Raw genomic sequence first — 22,379 nt, forward strand, 5'->3', positions numbered from 1 at the left:
TATGGACCGGCGGGCGCCTAGATATCCAGCACTTCCGTTGCGGCGAATTCGGCGCGTTCCTGGATGAAGCGGAAGCGGGCTTCCGGCTTGGTGCCCATCAGCGCGTCGACGGCGTCTTTGGTCGCGGCCTCGGCATCGATGACATCGATGCGAAGCAAAGTGCGCTTCCTCGGATCCATGGTCGTTTCCTTGAGCTGTGCGGCCATCATCTCACCCAGACCCTTGAAGCGGCCAAGTTCGACCTTGCCGCGACCTGTGAATTCGGTGCGCAGCAGCTCATCTTTGTGCGCGTCGTCGCGGGCATAGGCGACCTTGCCGCCTTGCCGGATCGAGTAGAGCGGCGGCACCGCCAGATAGAGGTGGCCGCCACGCACTAGCGCCGGCATCTCCTGGTAGAAGAAGGTGATCAGCAGCGAGGCGATGTGGGCGCCGTCGACGTCGGCATCGGTCATGATGATGACGCGGTCGTAGCGCAAATCCTCGTCGCGATATTTCGACCGCGTGCCGCAGCCGAGCGCCTGGATCAGGTCCGAAATCTGCTGGTTGCCCGCGAGCTTGTCGTTGCCGGCGCTAGCGACGTTGAGGATTTTTCCGCGCAGCGGCAACACGGCCTGGCTGGCGCGGTCGCGTGCCTGCTTGGCCGAGCCGCCAGCCGAGTCACCTTCGACAATGAACAGTTCGGCGCCGGCCGCGGCATTTTGCGTGCAGTCGGCGAGCTTGCCCGGCAGCCGCAATTTGCGCACCGCGCTCTTGCGCGACACTTCTTTTTCCTGGCGCCGGCGAACCCGCTCGTCGGCGCGCGCGATCACCCATTCGAGCAGCTTCGAGGCCTCCTGCGGATTGTCGGCCAGCCAATGGTCGAACGGATCGCGGATCGCTGTCTCGACAATGCGGATTGCCTCGATGGTCGCCAGCCGGTCCTTGGTCTGGCCGACGAATTCCGGCTCGCGGATGAACACCGACAGCATGCCCGCCGCCGAGATCATGACGTCTTCCGAGGTGACGATCGAGGCGCGCTTGTTGCCGACGAGATCGGCATAGGCGCGCAGGCCCCGTGTCAGCACGTTGCGGAAGCCGGCCTCGTGGGTGCCGCCTTCGCCGGTCGGGATGGTGTTGCAGTAGGAATTGATGAAGCCGTCGCCGCCAAACCAGGTCACCGCCCATTCGAGCGAGCCATGGCCGCCTTGTTTGTCGCTCTTGCCGGCGAAGATTTCGCGCGTCACCTGGAACTCGTCGCCGAGCGATGCCTTGAGATAGTCCTTCAGGCCGCCGGGAAAATGGAACTCGGCCTTGGCCGGCGTCTGGTCTTTTTCCTTGATCAGCGACGGATCGCAGGTCCAGCGGATTTCGACGCCGCCGAACAGATAGGCTTTCGAGCGCGTCATGCGGTAGAGCCGCGCCGGTTCGAATGCCGCGCCCTTGCCGAAAATCTGCTCGTCGGGATGGAAGCGGATTTTTGTGCCGCGCCGGTTGTGCACCTCGCCCAGCTGCTCCAGGCCGGTTACCGGCACGCCGCGCGAAAAGCGCTGGCGATAAAGTTGGCGGCCACGCGCGACCTCGACCTCGAGATGGTCCGACAGCGCATTGACCACGGAAACGCCGACGCCGTGCAGGCCGCCTGATGTTTCGTAGACCTTCGAGTCGAACTTGCCGCCCGAATGCAGCGTCGTCATGATCACTTCGAGCGCCGGCTTCTTGAATTTCGGATGCGGATCGACGGGGATGCCGCGGCCATTGTCGGTGACGGCGAGATAGCCGTCGGCCGAGAGTTCGACATCGATGAAGGTGGCATGGCCAGCGACCGCCTCGTCCATCGAATTGTCGATGACCTCGGCGAACAGGTGGTGCATCGCCTTGTCGTCGGTGCCGCCGATATACATGCCTGGCCGGCGGCGCACCGGCTCCAGCCCTTCCAGCACCTCGATGTCGGCGGCGCTATAGCCCTCGCTGCCATCCTTGGTCGCGGCAGGACGCTTGGTGGCTTGCACCAGCGGATCGGCCGGGCGCGCCGGCGTGCGCACCGGCGGCGGCTGCTTGTCCAGATTGCCGAAAAGGTCGTTGTTGTCGTCCATGCCTGCCATAGAGTCCGATGCTGCGAATCACCTCGCGATACTGCCACGCTTTTCAGCGCCAAGCGACGGAGGTTCCTGTTCCGTTCGGGGGATTGCCCCGTCTTAACCCAAAACCATTCGATAACCAAGCCGGCGGAAATAGGTCAAATGCCGCCGCACAAGATTCCTGATTCTTTAACAATGCCGCCTAGCGTGAGCCCAACAAAACAAGAAACTGCGGGCATCAGGGGTTTTCGGCGTGAGGGGCAAGGCCATATCGATGATCGGCATCGCCGCCGTTTTCGGCGCGATCTCGATCTTTGCCGCAGATTTCTGGGTCAAGAGCCAGGCCAGGGCCGATAGCGAAGAGAAGACGGCGTCGATCGCCGCTCCCGCGGCACCCAAAATCGAGTTCAAGACCATCGTGGTGGCCAATGCCCCGTTGCGCTATGGCATGGAGCTCGACCGCACTAAGCTCAGCGAAATCCCCTGGCCACAGGATTCCCTGCCGCAGGGCGCCTTCCCGACCATCGATGGGCTGCTTGGCGACGGCAATCGCGTGGTGCTGACGCCGATCGAAGTCAACGAACCGGTGCTGCTCACCAAGCTGTCCGGGCCCAATGGCCGCGCGACACTTTCCAACATGCTGACGCCCGGAATGCGGGCGGTGACCATTCGCACCGACGAGATTGCCGGTGTCGGCGGCTTCGTGACGCCGGGGGACCGGGTCGATGTCGTGCTGACACGCGATGCCGGTGAAATCCAGGAAGTGGCCAAGAACGCGCAAGGCGCTGCCGGTTCGACCGTCACTTCAGAGATCGTCGTCTCCGATGCCAAGGTGCTGAGCGTCGGTCAGGGCGCCGACTCGCGCCAGACCACGCCGCAGATTGCCAATTCCGTGACCATCGAGGTGACGACCGAAGGCGCGCAGAAAGTGGCGCTTGCCCGCACCGTCGGCACGCTGTCGCTGTCGCTTCGCTCTGCCAGCGAAGGCGGTGACAGCAAGAACGGCGTCACCACCATCTCTTCCTTCGGCGGATCGGTCGCCTCGAATGTGCAGGCGGCGGCCAGTTCGCTGTTCGATGCCGTGGCGAAAGGGCCGGAGAAACCGAAATTCAAGACGGTCATCGTGACACGCGGCACAAAGGCCGAGGAATACCAGGTTCCTTCGCCGGACCAGAAATAGAAGCCAGTGGGGACTGGGTGAGGGACGGGACAATGTTCGGGCTGATCACATATCGGGTCGTGGGACGGTCGCGCGTTTTGCGCACCATAGCTGTCGCGGCTTCGCTGGCTGCTGCCGGGATGCTGGCGTTCGGCACCTCGGCCAGGGCCGACAACGACATCGTCTACGTGTCGTCGACCAAGAATGCCTCGATCAAGGTGGCCAAGGGCAAGCCGAAGACGATCATGACCAACGCCGCCTTCTACCAGATCGTCATCGGCGATCCGGAGATCGCCAACGTCAATCCGTTGACCGACAAATCCTTCTACGTGCTTGGCAACAATCTCGGCACCACCGGCATCGCGCTGTTCGATGAGAAGAAGCAGCTTGTCGGCACCGTCGACATCGAGGTGACGCTCGACACCGACCAGCTGGCCAGCACCATCCGCGCCAGCGTGCCGGACGCCAGGATCAAGGTCGGCTCGGCCAATGGCCGTGTCGTGCTGTCGGGCGAGGCGGATGACGCGGTCGCCGCCGAAAAGGCAAACAAGATCGCGACGCGCTTTTCCGGCACCGAGGAGGTGATCAACTCGGTCAACATCTCGTCGTCGCAGCAGGTTCAGCTCAACGTCCGCTTCGTCGAGATCAACCGCCAGGCGGGCCAGGATCTCGGGGCCAAATACAGCGCCAATTTCGCCTACGGCCTCGGCGGACGCGATGTCTCGATCGAACCGGGCACGGTGCCGGCGGCCGGCACCGGCGAGATCATCGGCCGGCTGCTGTCGGACGGTGTGTCGATCGATATCGCCATCAAGGCGCTGGAAGAGCGCGGCCTGGCGCGTCGGTTGGCCGAACCTAACCTGATCGCCCGTTCGGGCCAGACGGCAAGCTTCCTCGCCGGTGGCGAATTCCCGATCCCGGTTTCCGAGGACAACGGCAAGATCTCCGTCAGCTACAAGAAATACGGCGTCAGCCTGGATTTCACCCCGACGGTGCTGAAGGACGGGTTGGTCAGCCTGGACATCGCGCCGGAAGTCTCGTCGATCGACGCGTCATCCTCCTACAATATCGGCAGCATTTCGGTGCCCGGCTTCATCGTGCGCCGCGCCAGGACGTCGGTCGACCTGAAGAACGGCCAGAGCTTCATGATCGCCGGACTGCTGCAGTCGCAAAACGACATCACCACGTCGCGCATTCCCGGCCTCGGCAAGATGCCCGTGCTTGGAGCGCTGTTTTCGTCGAAATCCTATCAGCGGCGAGAGACCGACCTGGTCATCATCGTCACCCCCTATCTGGTCAAGCCGGTCGACCCGTCAAAGAAGCTCGTCGAACCGACCGATGGTACGCAGCCGGCCAGCAACGTCGACTATTTTCTCAACAACACCGAGGAAGTGAAGACGTCCGACACCAATCGCGCGCTGGCCATGGCCGGCGGCAGTGTCGCGCAGCCGGCTGCCGTTACCACGGTCGGGCATTTCCTCGACCTGCCCAAGGATTGAAACCATGCGTCTGGTCTTGAGATCGAGCATCGCCTTGCTGCTGGCCGGCCTCGCCGCCGGCTGCACCAGCGACGACTATGTGCGCACCGAAGGGGTGTCGTCCGCCGCTGGCAATGCGCAAGCCGCCAACACCGCCATGCAGATGGTCGATCCCTGGAAATACGGTGTCCAGAACACAAAACTTCTTGTTCCCGCCCAGCGCGGCGAAGCGGCGGTCATCACCCCCGATCAGGCGGCCAGCGCGAAGGCGTCGCAATCCACCACAAGCAACTGATCTCGCGGGCAACTGATTCAACGGTCGATCGACCTGACAGGCTGACAGAATGGCAAACGGCACCAAGACCAGGAAGATCCTGCTCGTATCGACCGACAGGACCTTTGTGCAGGATACGCGGACCGCATTCGCCGCCTCCGAGATCATCCAGCTCTCGACAGTGGAAAAGAGTATCACGGAGCTGCGCGGCGAGATCCAGGAAGCTGACTTCGGCGCCATCATCGTCGACATGGATGCGGCAAGGCTGGAGGAGGTCGAGTCGCTGCAGCGCATCATGCGCCGGCTGGAGGACAAGGTCCCGGTCGTCGTCGTCACCCAGGAGTTCAATGCCGCCGCCGTGCGTATCCTGGTGCAGCTCAAGGTCGCGGATTTCCTGGTCAAGCCGATCACCACCGCTGACCTGGTGCGCTCCGTGGTGCGGGCGCTGCAAGGCCCCGGGCGCGAGGAGAACACCGAGTCGCAGATCTACACCTTCATGCCGGCCGCGGGCGGTGTCGGCACCACGACGCTGGCCCTGCAGACCGCCTTCCAGCTGCATCACTCGGTGACGCGCGGCGCGTCGACTTGCGTGGTCGACCTCAATTTCCAGCAGGGCGCCTGTGCCGAATATCTCGACCTCGAACCGCGTTTCGACATCACCGAGATCGAAAACCAGCCCGAACGCCTCGACCGGCAACTGCTCGACGTGATGCTGTCGAAGCATGCCAGCGGGCTTTGCGTGCTGGCGGCGCCGACGCATCCGGCGGAAATGCGCTCGTTCAAGACCGACGTCGTGGTGCGCATGCTGGACCTTGTTTCGGCCTATTTCGACAATGTCGTCATCGACATGCCGCGCACCTGGTTTCCATGGACGGAGACCGTGCTGCTCGGTTCCAACAAGCTCTATATCGTCGCCGAAATGACGGTGCCGTGTCTGCGCCACACGCAGCGCCTGATCCAGGCGGTCTACGAGACCGCCGGCAAGGAAGTGAAGCCGAACGTCATCGTCAACCGTTTCGAGCAGAAGATGTTCGACAACGGCATCAAGCAGGCGGACGTCCAGGAAATCCTCGGTGAGCATTTCGTCGGCGGCATCGCCAACAACTACCGGCTGGTGCGCGAGGCGGTCGATCGCGGCGTGCCGCTGCACGAGATCGACCCGAACGCCAATGTCATCAACGATCTGAAGAAGATCATCCTGCCGGAGGAAGCAGTCCAACCGCGGGCGAAGTCGCGCTCGCTGTTTGGCATGGGCCGGGGATTGCTGAAGAGGAAGGCCGGATGACCAGCCGCTTTTCCACCCTGCAGAACCGCGATGCGCGCCCGCAGCGCGCCGCCGAACCAATGCCGATCCCGCATCATGCGGTCGTCATTCCGACGAACCGAAAGGCGCTGCCGGCAAAGCCGGAAGCAACACCGGCAAAGAATGCCAACAAGGTGCTCGATGCGCGCGTGCGTATCCACCGATTGCTGCTCGAGGAGATCAATCTTGTCGCGCTGGAGCGTTTGCCCAAGGATGAGATGCGCCGGCAAGTGCATGATTTCGTGTCGGAAAAGACCAAGCAGGAGCGGATGGCGATCAATACCGTCGAGCTTGACGCGCTGGTCGACGACATTGTCGACGAGATGGTCGGCCTCGGTCCGCTGGAGCCGTTGCTCAAGGACCCCGATATCAACGACATCCTGATCAACGGCCACCAGAACTGCTTTGTCGAAAAGAAGGGCAAGCTGACGCCGGTCCATATTCCTTTCAAGGACGAGGCGCATCTGCTGCGCATCATCAACAAGATCGTTGCCGCGGTCGGTCGCCGGGTCGACGAATCGCAGCCGATGGTCGATGCGCGCATGCTGGACGGTTCGCGTTTCAACGCGGCGATCCGCCCGGTCGCGGTCGACGGGCCGCTGGTGTCGATCCGCAAGTTCTCCAAGAACAAGCTCGGCCTGCACAAGCTGGTTGAATTCGGCGCCATCACCCAGAACATGGCTGAAGTGCTGGCGGCGGCCGTGCATGCCCGCAAGACGACGATTATTTCGGGCGGCACCGGCACCGGCAAGACGACCATGCTCAACGCGCTGTCGGCCTTCATCCCGGAAGATGAGCGGTTGATCACCATCGAGGATGCAGCCGAGCTTCAGCTGCAGCAGCCGCATGTGGCGCGCATGGAGACGCGTCCCGCCAACATCGAAGGCCATGGCGAGCTGAAGCAGCGCGATCTGGTCAAGAACGCGCTGCGCATGCGCCCAGATCGCGTCATCCTCGGCGAGTGCCGTGGCGAGGAAGCCTTCGACATGCTGCAGGCGATGAACACCGGCCATGAGGGATCGATGGCGACCATCCATGCCAACACGCCTCGCGACGCCATTTCACGCCTCGAGCAGATGCTCGGCATGACCGGCATGCCGATGACGGTGCAGTCGATCCGCAGCCAGATCGCCAGTGCGCTCGACCTCATCGTGCAGCTGACGCGCCTGTCCGACGGCAAGCGCAAGGTGACCAGCGTCGCCGAGGTGACCGGCATGGAAGGCGACGTCATCCAGATGCAGGAGATCTTCCGCTTCGTGCGCACCGGCATGGAGGCCGATGGCAAGATCCTCGGCCACTACGAGGCGACCGGCATCCGGCCGCGTTTCCTCGAGGATTTGCGCGCCATGGGCATCGAGTTCCCCGGACGATACTTCGAACCCGGCCGGCCGCAGGAGTAGCCCAGGTGTTCGACGGACTCAGCGCGATCTACGTCGTCTATGCCGCGGCAGCGCTTACCGGCATCCTGATCGCCGAAGCCTGCTACCTGCTTTTTGCCGGCCGCAGCGACAAGCGTACCGCGATCAACCGGCGCATGAAACTGCAGGACAAAAGGATCAGCCAGGAGCAAGTGCTTGTCCAGCTGCGCAAGGAGCGCGGCCTGGATGCGGGCACGTCGCTGTTTTCGCCGGACCGGTTCCGCGCCCTGCGAACCCAGTCGGGCATGATCATGCCGCTGCCGAAATTCCTGATGATCACCTGTGGCGTGGCATTCGCCGCGGCTCTGGCGGCCATCTGGTACGGCATGCCGCCACTGCTCGGGCTTATCCTGTTTGTCATGCTTGTGCCGGTGCTGTCGGTGATGGCGCTGCGCTTCAAACGCGGCCGCAGGCTGAAGCGGTTCGGCACGCAATTGCCGGAGGCGCTGGAATTGATCACGCGTGGCCTGAAGGCCGGCCATCCGGTGCCGGTGGCGATCGCCATGGTGTCGCGCGAAATGCCCGACCCGATCGGCACCGAGTTCGGCGTCATCGCCGACGAGGTGACCTATGGGTCGGATCTGGTTACGGCCTTGAATTCGCTGTTCGACCGGGTCGGCCATGAGGACCTGCCGCTGTTCGTTACCGCCGTCTCGATCCAGAGCAGTTCGGGCGGCAATCTGCGCGAAATCCTCGACGGCCTGGCGTTGACGATCCGCGAGCGCGGCAAGCTGCGCCGCAAGGTGCGCGCCATTTCGACTGAAGGCCGCATGTCGGCCTACATCCTGACGGCGATACCGGCGCTGCTGTTTGCCGCCATCATGGCACTGATGCCGGGCTTCTACCGCGACGTCTGGGGTGAGCCGAAGACCTGGTACCTGATTGGCGGCTCAATCGCCTGGCTGATGCTGGGCAATCTGATGATGTTCAAGATGTCGAATTTCAGGTTCTGACATGCAAGGCTTCATCGAATTCCTCGCTTCGCTTGCGCCGACCTCGCTGATGCCGGCGGCCGTCCTGCTGCTGGCTCTGGGCGCTGTCGCCGTTGCATGGCCAATGGTGACGGCGAAGAGCGATCACAACGAGGTCAAGCGCCGACTCAAGGTGGATGACGGTCCGGTGGCCGCGAAGCCCGAGCCGGTGCAGAAGAAGAATGCCGGCATCGTGCGCGAGAAGGCGGTGAAGAGGGCGCAGGAATTCTACGCCAAGAGCGATCCGGAAAATGTCGCCCGGCTGCGCATGAAGCTCATCCAGGCGGGCTACATGGAGCCGCGTGCGGTCGGCATGTTCTTTCTCGTACGCTTCGCCGCGATGGTCGGCTCAGCGATCTGCGCATTTGTGCTCAATCAATGGCTCGGCAGCCCCGACTCGACGATGGCCAGCCGCTGGGCCTTCGTCATCTTGTCGGGAGTGGCGGGCTATTTCTTCCCTGGCCTCGTGCTGAGCCAGAGGGGGCGGGAAAAGCGGCGCGAATACCGCAACGGTTTTCCCGATTTCATGGACCTGATGATCGTCTGCTCGGATGCCGGCATGAGCATGGAGGCTGGCATCGAGCGCGTCTCCAAGGAACTCGCCAAGACCTATCCCGCGCTCAGCCAGAACCTGCAGCTCGTGTCGCTGGAACTGCGGGCCGGGCGCAGCCTCGACGATGCGCTGAAGGCGCTGGCCGACCGCCTCAGCCTTGACGAGGTGCGGTCCTTCGCCACGCTGCTGCAGCAATCGAAGGAGCTCGGCACCAGCCTGTCGGGGGCGCTGCGCGTCTTTTCCGATGAAATGCGCCACAAGCGCATGTCGCTGGCCGAGGAGAAGGCGCACGCCCTGCCGGCCAAGATGTCGGTGCCGGTGACGGTGTGCATCCTGCCGGTGGTGCTGATGATTGCGATCATTCCGATCATCGTCAAAATGACGACGCACTAGGAAATGCTGATATTCAGGTGGGCCCGGCCTGAACAGCCCTACATCGGGATCGGCAAAGTCCGCAAATGAGTGAGAAGCCCATGCGAATGCTGTTGCGCACCCTCTTCCTCGGTCTCGCTACAGCCAGTCTGTCGCCAGCCTGGGCCGCGGCCGGCGATTGCGGCGATGTTGTCGCCCTCGTGCAGCAGGCCTATCCCAAGGCCCGGAAGAGCAGCGACAGCGCCGCGTTGACGCTCGAACCCGATATCAGCATCGCCCTGGCGCTCACGGATTACGATAGGCCGGGGGTGGTCTGCAAGATCTGGCCGGCGCATGACGACCTGCTGCTGGTTGCAGTGCCGCTGATCGACAGCGTCAAATCCGGCGACGGCGAGCATGTCGGCGATATCGAGATCCTGGTCGTCGACAGGACGAGCCGGCAGGTGCGCCAGCGCCTGCTGCAGCCAGGGCTGATGAACGATGATGCCGTCGCCATCCGCAAGATCGAATTCGATACCGGCCGCTACGCGCTGTCGCCGGCTGTCACCGCCTTTGGCCTGCGCATCGAAATGGCAAACAATTCGCTGCCCAACCCCTTCAGCGAAACCGACCTGCGGCTCTATGCCCTCGACGGCAATGCCCTGCGGTTGGTGCTCGACGGCCTCGTCGTGGCCGACAATGGCGGCGAAGGCGATACCAATTGCGCCGGGTCCTTTCATACCAGCCAGGTCAGCCTGGGGATGAGCTCGCCGAAACATCATGGCTACCACGACATCACCGTGGTCCAGCGGACGGATACCGACAATCCCTTGCCCGACAAGAATGGTGAGTGCCAGTCCCATCCCGGCAAGTCCGTAAAGCGGTCCTATCGGCTGCGCTATGACGGCAGCCGCTATCCGGTTCCGGCGGCGCTCAAAGCCCTGGGGCCGTGAGAACGCGGGAAAACAGGTCTTCACTCGGAGGTTCGCGGCCTGGTGGTTAATGGCCGGTGTGCCCGAAGCCTAATTTTAAGCGCATTTCGGCACCGAAGTTTAATCGCTCGGATGTAGTGTGTTTCCCGAAGAACGACCCGGCAAATCGGGCGATGAGGCAGGGGCATGCGTCACAGTAACTTCTCGGCAATGGCCGCGTTGGCGGCCGTCTTGATTATGTCTGGCTGTACGACGGGCAGCGTCGATACGACCAAGACCACCGCCATCCAACCGGCGGCAAAGGACATCGACGCCTCCGAACTGGCGGAAGGCAAGGCGCAGTTTCGCGACGCCAATTACGGCCTCGCCGAACAGCATTTCCGCAAGGCTGTCGAGTTGAAGGCCGACAATGCCGAAGCCTGGATGGGGCTCGCCGCTTCGTATGACGAGCTTGGCCGCTTCGACTTTGCTGACCGTGCCTACAACCAGCTTTTGAAAGTCGCCGGCCGCAAGCCGCAGATCGTCAACAACATGGGGTATTCGCAACTGTTGCGTGGCAATCGCAAGAAGGCCAAGGCGCTGCTGCTCGAAGCGAAGGCCGGCATGGCCGATCCCACGGTCGTCAACGCCAATCTCGCTCTGCTGAACAAGGGCTGATCCGGTCGTCGCGTCCAAGGGTGCGGTTTCGGGACACAGGGCATCGACGCTTTGTAAACCCTATCCGCAGGTTGCGTCGAAAGGTCGGCCGAAAACCGTATCCGAGGGCTGCCGCTGACCTAGAATGCAGCGCACCCACCGACGCTCGAGAGGCTCTCGCCTGACATGCTGGACTTCAGTTCGCTCCTGCTCGCGGCCGCGCTGTCGGGGATCTGCCTGAGCGTTACCATGTTCGCGATCTGGTGCACCGCGCCCAAGGCGGGCTTCGTCCTGACCGTGGCGTGCGGCATTCTGGTGCTCGTCGCGCATGTGATCCTGTTCTGGCGATACACCAAGGTGCCTGATCCACTGCTCTGCCAGATCGTGCTCGTGCTGCTGAGCCTGGGATTCCTGATCATCTGCTTGTCGGCCATGCAATATCTCGGCGTGCCTGGCTATCGACGTGCCTTTGCACCGACCCTTGCCGCCATGGCGGTCTGTGCGGCCGTGACCTTCATCGGCCTTGATGGTGTCGGCTTCATCATCACCTACGCGACGGTAACGGCGCTGCTGTCGGCGATCGGCGCGATGTTCTGGATCAACGGCAGCCATGATCGCCGGATCCTGCTGGTGGTTTCGTTTCTGAGCGGCACCTGTGCGGTGTCCTTTGCGCTCTGTGGCATGGTTCTGCTGGGCAGGGGGCAGTGGGTGCTCGCGGTCGCACCCGACAACTGGGCCGAACGGCTGAATTCCGTGGTGGCGGTGGCTTGCATGACCGGGCTCGGCGCGTTGACGCTCTCCCTCCATCATCTGCAGGCGCAGATCGAGCTGAAGGCCGAGACCATGACCGACCCGCTGACGGGGTTGATGAACCGTCGGGCGCTGAAATCGCTCTATGGGGAGCGGAGTTTCGGTCCATTCATGTTCGTCGTCATGTTTGACCTCGACCACTTCAAGCGGACGAACGACGTCTACGGTCACCCGGTCGGCGACCAGGTCCTGTGCCGCTTCGCCGCGGTCATCAAGAAATATGCCAGAACCGGCGTCGACGCCTTTCGCCTCGGCGGCGAGGAATTCGCCGTTGTCATATCGCGGATGACGGATGAAAGGGCCTACGATCTCGCCAGCAAGATCGGCGTCGCCTTCGGCACCGAAATCGTTGCCACCCAGATTGGTCCGTTGCGCAGCACGGTCAGCGGCGGCATCGGCTTTGGCGAGGCCGACGGCCGCAGCCTCGATGACGTGCTGGCCGAGGCCGACGCAGCGCTCTATGCCGCCAAGCGCGCCGGGCGAAATTGCGTCATCAGCCGCAAAAGGACGGGCAAGGCCGAACCGGTGAAGCCGGCCTTGCGCTCAGCGTAGTTATTCCGCCGCACCCAGATAGTCCGACAGCGGGGGGCAGGAACAGACCAGGTTGCGGTCGCCGGCAACATTGTCGATGCGCGACACCGGCGGCCAGTATTTGGCTGCTGTGTCGGCGTCACCGGCGGGGTAGGCCGCCTCCAGCCGCGAATAGGGATGGCTCCACTGGCTGGCCAGTGCCTCGGCGGCTGTGTGCGGTGCATTGACCAGCGGGTTGTCGGCCAAGGGCCATTCGCCCTTGGCCACCTTGGCGGCCTCGCCAGCGATGGCGATCATTGCCTCGCAAAAACGGTCGAGTTCGCGCTTGGGCTCGGACTCGGTCGGCTCCACCATCAGCGTGCCGGCGACCGGGAAAGACATGGTCGGCGCATGGAAACCATAGTCGATCAGCCGTTTGGCGATGTCGTCGACGCTGATGCCGGCGCTGTCCTTGAGCACGCGGGTGTCGAGGATGCATTCATGCGCGATGCGATCGTGCCTGCCCTTGTAGAGAAGCGGGAAATGCGGCGCGAGCCGCGTCGCCACATAGTTGGCCGAGATGATGGCGGTTTCCGTAGCCTGCTTCAGGCCGGAAGCGCCCATCATGCGGATGTACATCCAGGTGATCGGCAGGATCGAAGCGCTGCCGAAAGGGGCGGCCGACACCGCATGGCCCGAGCCTTCGGTGACGTGGCCCGGCAGATACGGCTGCAGATGCGCCTTGACGCCGATCGGGCCGACGCCCGGGCCGCCGCCGCCATGCGGGATGCAGAAGGTCTTGTGCAGGTTCATATGGCAGACGTCGGCGCCGATGTCGCCGGGGCGGGCGAGACCGACCAGGGCGTTGAGGTTGGCGCCGTCGAAATAGACCTGGCCGCCATGCTCGTGAATGAGGGCGCAGAGGTGGCGCGCGCCTTCCTCGTAGACGCCATGCGTCGAGGGATAGGTGAACATCAGCGCCGCGAGATTTCTTGAATGCTCATTGGCCTTGGCCCTCATATCGTCCATGTCGATATTGCCATCCTCGCTGCAGCGCACGACGACGACGCTCATGCCCGCCATCGCCGCACTCGCCGGATTGGTGCCATGCGCCGAGGACGGGATCAGGCAGACGGTGCGATGGCTGTCGCCACGCGAGCGGTGGTAGCCGCGAATGGCAAGCAGGCCGGCATATTCGCCCTGGCTGCCGGCATTGGGCTGCAAGGTGACGGCGTCGAAGCCGGTGATCTCCGACAGCCATCCTTCCAGTTCGCCGATCATGGCGCGATAGCCAGCCGAGTGCGCGGCCGGCGCGAAGGGATGGAGATTGGCAATGCTTGGCCAGCTGACCGGCATCATCTCGGCGGCGGCGTTGAGCTTCATGGTGCAGGATCCGAGCGGGATCATGGCGCGGTCGAGCGCCAGATCCTTATCGGCCAGCCTGCGCAGGAAGCGCATCATCTCGGTTTCCGAGTGGTTCTCGTGGAAGACGGGTTGGGTGAGGAACTCCTTGCCACGCGGCTTGCCAGGCACGGTGCTGGCAGCGGCGGTCCCAGCCTTGGCGCCAAACAGCGCGGCGATCGCCTCCACATCGGCATCGGTCGAGGTCTCGTCGAAACAGACGGCGACATGGTCGGCGTCGATGATGCGCAACAGCCGGCCGGTCTTTTCAGCGGCAGATGCGATTGCCGCGGCCTTGCCTTTGACCTCCGCCGTCACCGTGTCGAAGCGGCTGGCACCGAGCACCGAAACACCTGATGCCTTTAGACCGGCGGCCAGGCGGTTGGCCAGCCCATGGATGCGTCCGGCGATCGCCTGCAATCCGGCAGGGCCGTGCCAGATGGCATAGGCCGTCGCCATATTGGCGAGCAGCGCCTGCGCGGTGCAGATGTTGGAGGTCGCCTTGTCGCGGCGGATGTGCTGCTCGCGCGTCTGCAGCGCAAGACGATAGCCCGGGCGGCCCTTGCTGTCGGTCGATTGGCCGACGAGGCGGCCGGGCATCAGCCGGGTCAGCTTGTCGGAGACGGCGCAATAGGCGGCGTGCGGGCCGCCAAAGCCCATCGGCACGCCGAAGCGCTGCATCGGGCCGACGGCGATGTCGGCGCCGAGTTTCGCCGGTGCGTCGGTCAGCGTCAGGCCGAGCGGATCGGCAATGAAGATGACCAGTGCGCCGGTGGCGCGAGCCTTCTCGATCGCTGCCTTGTGGTCGCCATAGACGCCGAACGTGTCCGGCCAGGAGACCAGCAGGGCGGCGGTGTTGTCGTCGATCGTCTCGCCGTCGATCTCGATGTCGAGCGGTTCTGCGCGGGTGCGCACGACATCCAGCGTCTGCGGATGCGGCGTGCCGGCCAGCGCCACCTTGGTGCGCTTGTCGCGATGATGGCGCAGCGCGATGCCGACCGCCTCCGCGACGGCGGTGGCTTCATCGAGTAGCGAGGCCGAAGCCACCGGCAGACCGGTCAGCTCTGCGACCAGGGTCTGGAAATTGAACAGCATTTCGAGCCGGCCCTGGCTGATCTCGGCCTGGTAGGGCGTGTAGGCCGTGTACCAGGCCGGGTTCTCGAACAGATTGCGCTGGATCACCGGCGGCACATCGACACCGTGATAGCCGGCGCCGATGAAGCTCTTCAACACCGTGTTCTTTGCCATCGTCGCTGACAATTCGGCCAGGGCTTCAGCTTCGCTGGCCGGCACGGGCAGGTTCAGCGGCAAGTCGAGGCGGATCGATCTCGGCACGGCCTGGCTGATCAGCGTCTCAACCGAGGGAACGCCGATCACGGCCAGCATGGCTCTGACATCGTTGAGGCCGGGGCCAATGTGGCGGGCCGAGAAGGGGGTGAGTGCTGCGGTCATCTTTTTTGGTCCTGCTTTCAGCCGATGTGGGCCAGGTAGGCGGCCTCATCCATGAGGCCTTCCAACTGGCTCTCATTGGCCAGCTTCATCTTCCACAACCAACCGGCGCCGGTTGCCGCCGAATTGACCAGCGATGGATCCGACGAAAGCGTGCCGTTGGCCTCGGTGATTTCGCCGTCGACCGGCGCGTAGACGTCGGATGCCGCTTTGACGGACTCGACCACCACGGCGGTATCGCCCTTGGCGAGCTTTTTGCCCGTTTCGGGCAGTTCGACGAAGACGAGATCACCAAGCTGCTCCTGCGCGTAGTCGGTGATGCCGACCGTGGCGATGCCGCCCTCGACGCGGAGCCATTCGTGATCTTCGGTGAAATAGGTCTTTGCCATCGGATTCATCCTTTGCGGTAGCGATGCGGTGTGAAGGGCAGGGAGCTGATATCGACAGGGATTTTCGTGCCGCGCACGTCGGCGAAAACCCGTGTGCCGGGCTTTGCCAGCGGCGTTGCGACATAACCCATGGCTACCGGATGGCCGGCCGAGGGGCCGAAGCCGCCTGACGTGACATGACCGGCGGGATTGCCGTCGGCATCGAAGAGCGCGGCGCCGGCGCGTACCGGCTGGCGGCCCTCCGGCTTCAACCCAACCCGCCTTTGCGCGGGTCCCCGTTCTACGGCGGCTCGCAGGGCGTCGGCGCCGATGAAAGCGCCGGAGGCGCGGATATCTTTCGGGATCGCCCACGTCAGTCCGGCGCTGGCCGGGTCGGTCTCCGGTGTGATGTCCTGGCCGTGCAGGCACAGCCCAGCCTCCAGTCGGAGGCTGTCGCGAGCGGCAAGGCCGATCCACAGCACGCGCTCATCGCCGAGCAATTTCGCGACGAGGTCGCGCGCATCTGTCTCTGGCAGGCCGATCTCGAAACCGTCTTCGCCGGTGTAGCCGGAGCGGCTCATGAACCAGTTCTGCCGTGGCTCGACCCCATGCATGAACAGCAGTGAGCCGGTCTCGATGCCGGCGCGGGAAAGGGCTGCCCAGGCTTCCGGGCCCTGGACGGCAAGGAAGACGCGATCGAGTGGCTCGACCCTGGCGTCGAAATCCGCGGCAAGCGCACGCAAATGCTTTTCGTCGGCCACGGCGTTGCCTGCGTTGGCGACCACCATGAAGCGCTGGTCGCCCAGCCTGGTGACGATCAGGTCGTCCAGAATGCCTCCTGCTTCATTGAGGAAGAAGGACAGTTTGGACTGCGAGATTTCGAGCGCGCCGGCATCCACAGGACAGGCGCGGTTGAGCAACGCAACCACTTCGCGCCCGCTGATCTCGAACAGTTTCATATGCGAGATGTCGAACAGGCCGGCATGCTCGCGGGTGTGAAGATGCTCCTTCATGACGCCGGCCGGATAGGTCAGCGGCATCGACCAGCCGGCAAAGGCGCCAAAGCGTGCACCGGCGGCTACGTGGATATCTTCCAGGGGAAGGTGTTTGGTGTCGTCGCCCGTCATGTCATCTCCAGAGTCGCACGCAATCGGCCGCGAATGGCGACCAGTCCGTGCCCCTCTGTCTGAAGCCTGAGAGACTCGCGCAACCGGAACTCTGTCAGCGGCGCTTACACCTTCGGCGCGGGGGCAAGCCCCGACTTTCCAGAGTGTCTTTCCCGTCTACGGTTCTTTTGCCTGAGAGATTTCGGGCGATTTCCCCTTCGGCGGCAGCTTTCGCTGCTCTCTCCCGCAAACAGGTAGGACTCGCAAGAGCCCTCGACTCGTCATCCATAGCCCGTCGACGACACATTGTCACCTGCCTGCGACGTGTTGCTGACAAGTCTTCGCTAACCACGCCGTTTGCCGGATTTTCAAGACACTGCTGATATGTTGGCAGCCATGAGGCTTTGCGCCGGCGCTTGCCGGCAGCGGACGGGGACGACAAATGGGCGAATTGATCATGAGTGCGCCGGTGGCGGGGCTGACCTCGAAAAGCCGCATCACCAGGGAAGACGTGGCCATGTTGCGCCATGAAGTGTTCGGCGATGGCGTGGTGACGCGCGGCGAGGCCGAGGCACTGTTCGCGCTCGACGCCACGGCGAAGGAGAAGTGCCAGGAATGGCCGGGCTTTTTCGTCGAAGCGGTCACCGACTACATCGTCCACCAGGAAAAGCCGTCGGGCTACATCTCGCAGGACAATGCCGAGTGGCTGATCCGCACGATCTCGCGAGACGGCATGGTCGACAGCCGCACCGAACTCGAGCTGCTGGTCCATGTGCTGGAAGAGGCGAGATCGTCGCTGAGCCAGCTTTGCGTCTATGCGCTGGAGCAGGTCGCCCACGCCGTCATCGACGGCAAGGGGCCGCTCATGCTTGGCGGTGCGCTGGTTCCCGGACTGATCGCCAAGGCGGAGGTCGAGCTTTTGCGCCGGATCCTCCACGCACATGGCGGTGACGGCAACATCGCCATCACCCGTGCCGAGGCCGAAGTGCTGTTCAAGATCAATGAGCGGACAGCCCAGGCCGAGAACGATCCGTCCTGGAACGATCTGTTCGTCAAGGCGATCGCCAATTTCGTCATGTGCTCGGCCGGCTATGAGGCGCCGACACGCGATGTGGCGCTGCGCCGTGATGCCTTCCTGGAACACGCCGATCCGGAAATCGGCGGCTTCTTCAGCCGCATGGTCTCCGGCGGCCTCGCCGGCATCATGGAGGCCTACCGGTCCCCCGACGACATCGAGGCCGAGTGGGAAGCCAAGAACAGGGCGACTGAAGCCCTGGCGCGCCGCGCCGAGACGATCGATGCCGGCGAAGCCAGCTGGCTGATCGAGCACATCGGGGCGGACAGGCCGCTGTACGAGAACGAGCGCGCGCTGCTGACCCTGATCAAGCATGCCTCGCCAGAAATCCACCCGGCGCTGAAGCCGCTGCTCGACAAGGTAGCCTGAACACGCGGCGGCGCTCGCTACGCCCCCGGGCCGATCATCATCTTGCGCTTTGCGGTTCAGATTCCACCGTACCAGTCGTAGCCATTGTCTTCCCAATAGCCACCCCTGCCGCCGCCGACATTGGCGAAGCCGTCGACCAGCTCGATCTTGTAGAGATATTTCGGCATCTTGTAGCCAAGCTGACGCTCGACGCGGACACGCAGCGGCGCGCCGTTCTCGACCGGCAGCGGCTTGCCATTCAGCCCATAGGCAAGGATCGTCTGCGGGTGGCGGGCGTCGATCAGGTCGATCGTGCCGTAGTATTTGATGTCGCCGGAGAGACTGCGGTCGATCGTGTCGAGACAATGGAACATGACGTAGCGGGCCTGCGGCTTGACCACCGCCTGGTCGAGCACCAGCGACAGCGGCGTGCCGGTCCATTTGGCGATGCAACTCCAGCCTTCGACGCAGTCGTGGCGGGTGATCTGGGTGCGGCTCGGCATGGTCATCAATTGCTCGCGGCTAAGTGACAGCGGCTTTTCGACAAGACCCGAAACCTCCAGCCGCCAGTCGGCGAAATTGTTGGCGAGTAGACCCTTGTAGACGTCGTCGTCCGGCGCCGTGACGCCGTTCGGCCGCTGCGGCTGGCGGATATCGGCCTCGGTGAATTCCGGCGCCAGCGCATCGCGGCCGGCAAGCAGGCGTTGCGCCCGGTATGTCAGGCCATTGGCGTTTTCGAGGAAGCTGCGCAGGCCGCTGCCAATGCTAAGCTGGCTGTCGAAAGCGTCGCAGCCCGACAGCATGATGCCGGAGGCGCCAAGGCCGGCACCCGTCAGGAATTTCCGGCGGCTGATCTGGAACTTACCCATGTCACGCACTCCTCTCGGTGGAATTGTCGCCCTGTGCGGGAGGATCGGTGCGGTACCAGCCGGTGATGATCGAGCGCAGTTCGTTGATCGGGCCAGCAGCCAGGATCATCAGAATGTGGACGACGAAGAAGGCGACCAGCAGCACCATGACGGTGAAATGGATGGTGCGCGCCGTCTGCCGGCCACCGAGCAGATCGTTGAGGAACGGCAGCACCGAGTTCATGCTGGGCGACATAGCCAGGCCGGTGATGATCATCAGCGGCAAAAGCACGAACAGCACGCCGCCATAGGCCATCTTCTGCAGCGTGTTGTATTCCCGCGTGTGGTGGAATTTGAGCTTGGCGTGGTCGACGATGTCCTGCGGCAGGCGCTTGAGATCGTCGAGGCGCGGCGCCAGATCGCGACGCAGATGGCCATTCACAGTGCTGGCGACCAGCCAGACGATCAAGGTCGTGGTCAGTATCCAGGCAAAGAAGAAATGGATGACGCGGGCGGTGCCGAGGTCATAATAGGACGGGATGGTCGCCCAGGACGGAAAGCCGCGCGCCGTTTCGTTGCCGGCCGGACCGGACCAGCCGAGCACGCCTGTGGTGTCGAAGCGATGCCCGAAGATTTCGGTATAGCCGCGCGTGCCGGCGTCGGTGTTTTCGGCGCCTATGGCGAAGATGGTGTTGTTGTAGTCGAAGCCCGACTGCTTGCCGATGTAGAGCTGTGGGCGGGCGTTGAAAATCTGCAGGCCGGACAGCAGCATGAAGAACAGCGAGATGGCCCAGATCCAGTGCGTCAGCCGCGTCCAGCGCGACTGCCGATAGATCAGCGTTGTGTCATTCGAAGCGGGCGCATCCGGTCCGGCGGCGGCTTGGCTTCTGGCAACCGATTCCATCTTGTCTCGTCTCCCGGCCTCGCGGCGTGGCCTGCGCGTTCATTGTCCTCCTGATACGTCGCCAACCAAACCGATGTTTCATCCGATCACGGAATTATTATGGGCTGCCCAGGCTGACCGCGAGATTGACGGCCGCGGCGACGATCACCGTGTTGAAGAAGAACGACAGGATCGAATGGACAAGCACGACACAACGCATATGCGTTGTCGAGATGTTGGTGTCGGCAGTCTGCGCGGTCATGCCGATGACCGTCGAGAAGTAGAGGAAATCCCAGCCTTCCGGCCGCTTGTCGCCTGGGAACAGCAGGCCGCCGACCGGGATTTTCTTCTTGGTTTCGGCGTCGACCGCATCGCCGTCCATCCAGTAGACATGGGCATAATGGAGCGCTGCCATGGCATGGATGGTGAACCAGCCGAGCGGGATCGACAAAAGCGCAAAGCCAAGCTCGACAGGGTGAGCGCTGTCTTTCTGGTTGATCAGTTGAAACAGCGAGAAGGTGGCAACGCCGACGACGACAAGCGTCACCGCGAAGATGACCAGCACCGGCTGGTCGGTGGCGCGCGCATTCTTGCTCAGATACCTGCCGGTGAACTTTGGCATCTGCGCGACGACAAGGATGACGTAGGCGGCAAAGAATGCGTTGGCGCCGATCGAATAGGCGAGCGAGGCATGCAGCAGCAACGCCACGACAAGTGCCACAACGCCGAAGCCGAACGACATCGCGAACAGCATGTGGCGCTGCATGGGGTTCTTCGTCGGGGTTTCGGCAGCCATGGCGGTCCCACCCTTGGATGGCGCTCGGTTTCTACTGCGGTGTGGCGGATTTGAGGGCGCGCCGCAAGATGCGGTCGAGTTCGCCGAGAAACCGCGAGCGGTCCTGCGGCGCGAAGCTGGCATTGTAGCCCTTGCTTTCGCCGGTCTCGCGCAGATGCTGCTTGAGGTCGCGCATCGCCACCGCCATGCCGATCGTTTCCGGTGTGAAAGGGCGCCCGGTCGGCCCGAGCACATGGGCACCGAGCGCCACCGCACGGGCGGCGAGCGGAATGTCTGATGTGATCACGATGTCGTTGGCGTGCGCATTGTCGACGATCCAGTCGTCGGCGGCGTCGGCGCCCTTTGACACCACGACGTTGCGGATCATCGGATCGCGCGAAGGCCGCAGGCCACCATTGGAGACATAGGTGACAACGACGCCGTGGCGCTCGGCGACCTTTTCGACCTCGGCTTTGACCGGGCAGGCATCGGCGTCGACGAGAATTGACGGTGCGGGCATCGTGGGTTCCAATGAATATGGGGCCGGGCGATTTCGTCCGGCCCCATGGATGTGATCCGATCGGCTGTTACGCCGGCAAGGCGCCGGACTTCTTCGCCGTCCAGGTGGCGATATAGTCCATCAGGCCGGGATTGAGGCAGTCATAGGGCTCCAGCCCGATGGACTTCAACTGCGCGCGGATGCCGTCCATCCGCTTCGGATCGACACCGGATTCGATGATCGACGAGACGAAGGCGGTGAAGCCCGGCGGCGACCAGCCGTCCTCCTCGAAGCGCTCAGGATGGATGAAGGACAGGCCCTTGAATGGATGATCACGCTCGACCGGCCCGTGCATGTGGACGCCGCAGCCGGTGCAGGCATGACGCTGGATCAGCGCGCTGGGGTCGACCACTTTGAGCTTGTCGCCGTTCTCGGTGACGGTGACGTCGCCGGTGCCAGCCACGGCAACGACCGAGAACACCGCGCCCTCCGGCTTCCAGCATTTGGTGCAGCCGCAGGCATGGTTGTGGGCGATCTGGCCCTTGACCTTCACCTTCACCGGCTTGCTGGTGCAGGCGCAGACCAGCGTGCCGCCGGCAAAGCTCGCGCTTTCCTTAGGCAGCCCATTGTCGATTTTCGGATGCAGTTTTTCCGGCATTTATTCCTCCCTTGTTGAACCCTGTGCAACTTCAGTCGCTGGCCCTTCGGTCGGCGGCTTTCTCCTCCTCAGTAAACGACGACGCTTCGGATCGATTTGCCCTCATGCATGAGGTCGAAGCCCTTGTTGATGTCCTCGAGCTTCAGCGTGTGGGTGATCATCGGGTCGATCTGGATCTTGCCGTCCATGTACCAGTCGACGATCTTCGGCACGTCGGTGCGGCCGCGCGCGCCGCCGAAGGCGGTGCCCATCCAGGTGCGTCCAGTGACCAGTTGGAACGGCCGTGTCGAGATCTCCTGGCCGGCGCCGGCGACGCCGATGACGACCGACTTGCCCCAGCCGCGATGCGACGCTTCCAGCGCCTGGCGCATCACCTTGGTGCTGCCAGTGCAGTCGAAGGTGTAGTCGGCGCCGCCGATCTGGTCGGCGCCGCGCTTGGTCATGTTGACGAGGTGAGGCACGACATCGCCGTCGATCTCCTTGGGATTGACGAAATGCGTCATGCCGAACTTCTCGC

21 protein-coding genes and 1 riboswitch are annotated in these 22,379 nt (G+C 63.4%); of the genes, 11 read left to right on the forward strand and 10 right to left on the reverse strand.

The genetic code is table 11. The features are described 5' to 3' along the window. Nucleotides 1-17: 17 nt before the first annotated feature. Nucleotides 18-2,072, reverse strand: a complete 2,055-nt coding sequence (gene parE / locus AC1D10_RS33410) for a DNA topoisomerase IV subunit B (protein WP_477279260.1) — start codon at nt 2,070-2,072, stop codon at nt 18-20. A gap of 238 nt (nt 2,073-2,310) precedes the next feature. Between parE and cpaB the strand changes: the two genes are divergently transcribed. The 10 genes from cpaB to AC1D10_RS33460 all read left to right on the forward strand — a co-directional run bounded on the left by cpaB (nt 2,311) and on the right by AC1D10_RS33460 (nt 12,494). Continuing rightward, nucleotides 2,311-3,237 carry a Flp pilus assembly protein CpaB gene (gene cpaB / locus AC1D10_RS33415; RefSeq protein ID WP_477279262.1) on the forward strand — a complete coding sequence of 309 codons (927 nt, stop codon included), beginning with the start codon at nt 2,311-2,313 and terminating at the stop codon, nt 3,235-3,237. 32 nt (nt 3,238-3,269) lie between these two features. Next, nucleotides 3,270-4,715 (forward strand): type II and III secretion system protein family protein, encoded by a 1,446-nt coding sequence (locus AC1D10_RS33420; RefSeq protein ID WP_477279264.1) that lies wholly within the window; start codon nt 3,270-3,272, stop codon nt 4,713-4,715. A 4-nt stretch (nt 4,716-4,719) separates the two neighbouring features. Next, nucleotides 4,720-4,989 (forward strand): hypothetical protein, encoded by a 270-nt coding sequence (locus tag AC1D10_RS33425; RefSeq protein WP_477279266.1) that lies wholly within the window; start codon nt 4,720-4,722, stop codon nt 4,987-4,989. 49 nt (nt 4,990-5,038) lie between these two features. Continuing rightward, nucleotides 5,039-6,253, forward strand: a complete 1,215-nt coding sequence (locus AC1D10_RS33430; protein ID WP_477279268.1) for a CpaE/TadZ family protein — start codon at nt 5,039-5,041, stop codon at nt 6,251-6,253. Continuing rightward, nucleotides 6,250-7,671, forward strand: a complete 1,422-nt coding sequence (locus AC1D10_RS33435) for a CpaF family protein (RefSeq protein ID WP_477279270.1) — start codon at nt 6,250-6,252, stop codon at nt 7,669-7,671. Before AC1D10_RS33430 ends, AC1D10_RS33435 begins: the two co-directional genes overlap by 4 nt. A gap of 5 nt (nt 7,672-7,676) precedes the next feature. After that, the gene (locus AC1D10_RS33440) at nt 7,677-8,642 is read left to right on the forward strand and encodes a type II secretion system F family protein (RefSeq protein ID WP_477279272.1); all 966 of its coding nucleotides are present in this window, start codon (nt 7,677-7,679) and stop codon (nt 8,640-8,642) included. 1 nt (nt 8,643) lies between these two features. Then, nucleotides 8,644-9,606, forward strand: a complete 963-nt coding sequence (locus AC1D10_RS33445) for a type II secretion system F family protein (protein ID WP_477279274.1) — start codon at nt 8,644-8,646, stop codon at nt 9,604-9,606. Between the two features lie 86 nt (nt 9,607-9,692). Beyond that, nucleotides 9,693-10,517, forward strand: coding sequence for a PA3715 family protein (locus tag AC1D10_RS33450; protein WP_477279276.1), 825 nt, complete (start codon nt 9,693-9,695; stop codon nt 10,515-10,517). A 165-nt stretch (nt 10,518-10,682) separates the two neighbouring features. After that, nucleotides 10,683-11,153 carry a tetratricopeptide repeat protein gene (locus tag AC1D10_RS33455; RefSeq protein WP_477279278.1) on the forward strand — a complete coding sequence of 157 codons (471 nt, stop codon included), beginning with the start codon at nt 10,683-10,685 and terminating at the stop codon, nt 11,151-11,153. A gap of 165 nt (nt 11,154-11,318) precedes the next feature. After that, nucleotides 11,319-12,494 (forward strand): GGDEF domain-containing protein, encoded by a 1,176-nt coding sequence (locus AC1D10_RS33460; RefSeq protein ID WP_477279280.1) that lies wholly within the window; start codon nt 11,319-11,321, stop codon nt 12,492-12,494. Here the strand turns inward: AC1D10_RS33460 and gcvP are convergent, their stop codons facing one another. From gcvP to gcvT, 3 genes are read right to left on the reverse strand one after another with little or no spacing between them, the layout of a single operon-like run. Further along, a complete protein-coding gene (gene gcvP / locus AC1D10_RS33465; RefSeq protein WP_477279282.1) occupies nt 12,495-15,305 on the reverse strand; it encodes an aminomethyl-transferring glycine dehydrogenase in 2,811 nt (936 codons plus the stop codon). 17 nt (nt 15,306-15,322) lie between these two features. Then, nucleotides 15,323-15,691 carry a glycine cleavage system protein GcvH gene (gene gcvH, locus AC1D10_RS33470; RefSeq protein WP_379104044.1) on the reverse strand — a complete coding sequence of 123 codons (369 nt, stop codon included), beginning with the start codon at nt 15,689-15,691 and terminating at the stop codon, nt 15,323-15,325. Between the two features lie 5 nt (nt 15,692-15,696). After that, entirely contained in the window at nt 15,697-16,797 is a 1,101-nt protein-coding gene (gene gcvT, locus AC1D10_RS33475) for a glycine cleavage system aminomethyltransferase GcvT (protein ID WP_477279284.1), read from the reverse strand. Between the two features lie 149 nt (nt 16,798-16,946). Then, nucleotides 16,947-17,033: riboswitch (glycine riboswitch) on the reverse strand. 185 nt (nt 17,034-17,218) lie between these two features. Between gcvT and AC1D10_RS33480 the strand changes: the two genes are divergently transcribed. Next, nucleotides 17,219-18,220 (forward strand): hypothetical protein, encoded by a 1,002-nt coding sequence (locus AC1D10_RS33480; protein ID WP_477279285.1) that lies wholly within the window; start codon nt 17,219-17,221, stop codon nt 18,218-18,220. A gap of 56 nt (nt 18,221-18,276) precedes the next feature. Here AC1D10_RS33480 and AC1D10_RS33485 read toward each other — a convergent pair whose 3' ends face one another. From AC1D10_RS33485 to AC1D10_RS33510, 6 genes are all read right to left on the reverse strand, one after another. Beyond that, entirely contained in the window at nt 18,277-19,068 is a 792-nt protein-coding gene (locus AC1D10_RS33485) for a molybdopterin-binding protein (protein WP_477279287.1), read from the reverse strand. A 1-nt stretch (nt 19,069) separates the two neighbouring features. Beyond that, nucleotides 19,070-19,951, reverse strand: coding sequence for a cytochrome b/b6 domain-containing protein (locus AC1D10_RS33490; RefSeq protein ID WP_477279289.1), 882 nt, complete (start codon nt 19,949-19,951; stop codon nt 19,070-19,072). Nucleotides 19,952-20,048: 97 nt separating this feature from the next. Next, nucleotides 20,049-20,726: a DUF1345 domain-containing protein gene (locus tag AC1D10_RS33495; protein ID WP_379104055.1), complete on the reverse strand. Its 678-nt coding sequence runs from the start codon at nt 20,724-20,726 to the stop codon at nt 20,049-20,051. 31 nt (nt 20,727-20,757) lie between these two features. Continuing rightward, on the reverse strand, nt 20,758-21,225 hold the full coding sequence (locus tag AC1D10_RS33500; RefSeq protein ID WP_477279291.1) for a YaiI/YqxD family protein: 468 nt from the start codon (nt 21,223-21,225) through the stop codon (nt 20,758-20,760). A gap of 67 nt (nt 21,226-21,292) precedes the next feature. Continuing rightward, complete coding sequence (gfa, locus tag AC1D10_RS33505; RefSeq protein WP_454588470.1) at nt 21,293-21,862, reverse strand: S-(hydroxymethyl)glutathione synthase; 570 nt, start codon at nt 21,860-21,862, stop codon at nt 21,293-21,295. Nucleotides 21,863-21,930: 68 nt separating this feature from the next. After that, nucleotides 21,931-22,379 (reverse strand): zinc-binding dehydrogenase (locus AC1D10_RS33510; RefSeq protein ID WP_477279293.1); only part of this gene is annotated, 449 nt, incomplete at its 5' end.

This window comes from Mesorhizobium sp. P2_A8 (assembly GCF_056404935.1).

Excerpts from the sequence above, each read along its gene's own strand:
- AC1D10_RS33480 (WP_477279285.1), top strand. The coding sequence starts at position 17,219 with ATGGGCGAATTGATCATGAGTGCGCCGGTGGCGGGGCTGACCTCGAAA.
- AC1D10_RS33455 (WP_477279278.1), top strand. The coding sequence starts at position 10,683 with ATGCGTCACAGTAACTTCTCGGCAATGGCCGCGTTGGCGGCCGTCTTG.
- AC1D10_RS33450 (WP_477279276.1), top strand. The coding sequence starts at position 9,693 with ATGCTGTTGCGCACCCTCTTCCTCGGTCTCGCTACAGCCAGTCTGTCG.
- AC1D10_RS33435 (WP_477279270.1), top strand. The coding sequence starts at position 6,250 with ATGACCAGCCGCTTTTCCACCCTGCAGAACCGCGATGCGCGCCCGCAG.
- gcvT (WP_477279284.1), bottom strand. The coding sequence starts at position 16,797 with ATGACGGGCGACGACACCAAACACCTTCCCCTGGAAGATATCCACGTA.
- parE (WP_477279260.1), bottom strand. The coding sequence starts at position 2,072 with ATGGACGACAACAACGACCTTTTCGGCAATCTGGACAAGCAGCCGCCG.
- gcvP (WP_477279282.1), bottom strand. The coding sequence starts at position 15,305 with ATGACCGCAGCACTCACCCCCTTCTCGGCCCGCCACATTGGCCCCGGC.
- AC1D10_RS33425 (WP_477279266.1), top strand. The coding sequence starts at position 4,720 with ATGCGTCTGGTCTTGAGATCGAGCATCGCCTTGCTGCTGGCCGGCCTC.
- gfa (WP_454588470.1), bottom strand. The coding sequence starts at position 21,862 with ATGCCGGAAAAACTGCATCCGAAAATCGACAATGGGCTGCCTAAGGAA.
- gcvH (WP_379104044.1), bottom strand. The coding sequence starts at position 15,691 with ATGGCAAAGACCTATTTCACCGAAGATCACGAATGGCTCCGCGTCGAG.
- AC1D10_RS33420 (WP_477279264.1), top strand. The coding sequence starts at position 3,270 with ATGTTCGGGCTGATCACATATCGGGTCGTGGGACGGTCGCGCGTTTTG.
- AC1D10_RS33490 (WP_477279289.1), bottom strand. The coding sequence starts at position 19,951 with ATGGAATCGGTTGCCAGAAGCCAAGCCGCCGCCGGACCGGATGCGCCC.
- AC1D10_RS33485 (WP_477279287.1), bottom strand. The coding sequence starts at position 19,068 with ATGGGTAAGTTCCAGATCAGCCGCCGGAAATTCCTGACGGGTGCCGGC.
- AC1D10_RS33460 (WP_477279280.1), top strand. The coding sequence starts at position 11,319 with ATGCTGGACTTCAGTTCGCTCCTGCTCGCGGCCGCGCTGTCGGGGATC.
- AC1D10_RS33430 (WP_477279268.1), top strand. The coding sequence starts at position 5,039 with ATGGCAAACGGCACCAAGACCAGGAAGATCCTGCTCGTATCGACCGAC.
- AC1D10_RS33495 (WP_379104055.1), bottom strand. The coding sequence starts at position 20,726 with ATGGCTGCCGAAACCCCGACGAAGAACCCCATGCAGCGCCACATGCTG.
- AC1D10_RS33500 (WP_477279291.1), bottom strand. The coding sequence starts at position 21,225 with ATGCCCGCACCGTCAATTCTCGTCGACGCCGATGCCTGCCCGGTCAAA.
- AC1D10_RS33445 (WP_477279274.1), top strand. The coding sequence starts at position 8,644 with ATGCAAGGCTTCATCGAATTCCTCGCTTCGCTTGCGCCGACCTCGCTG.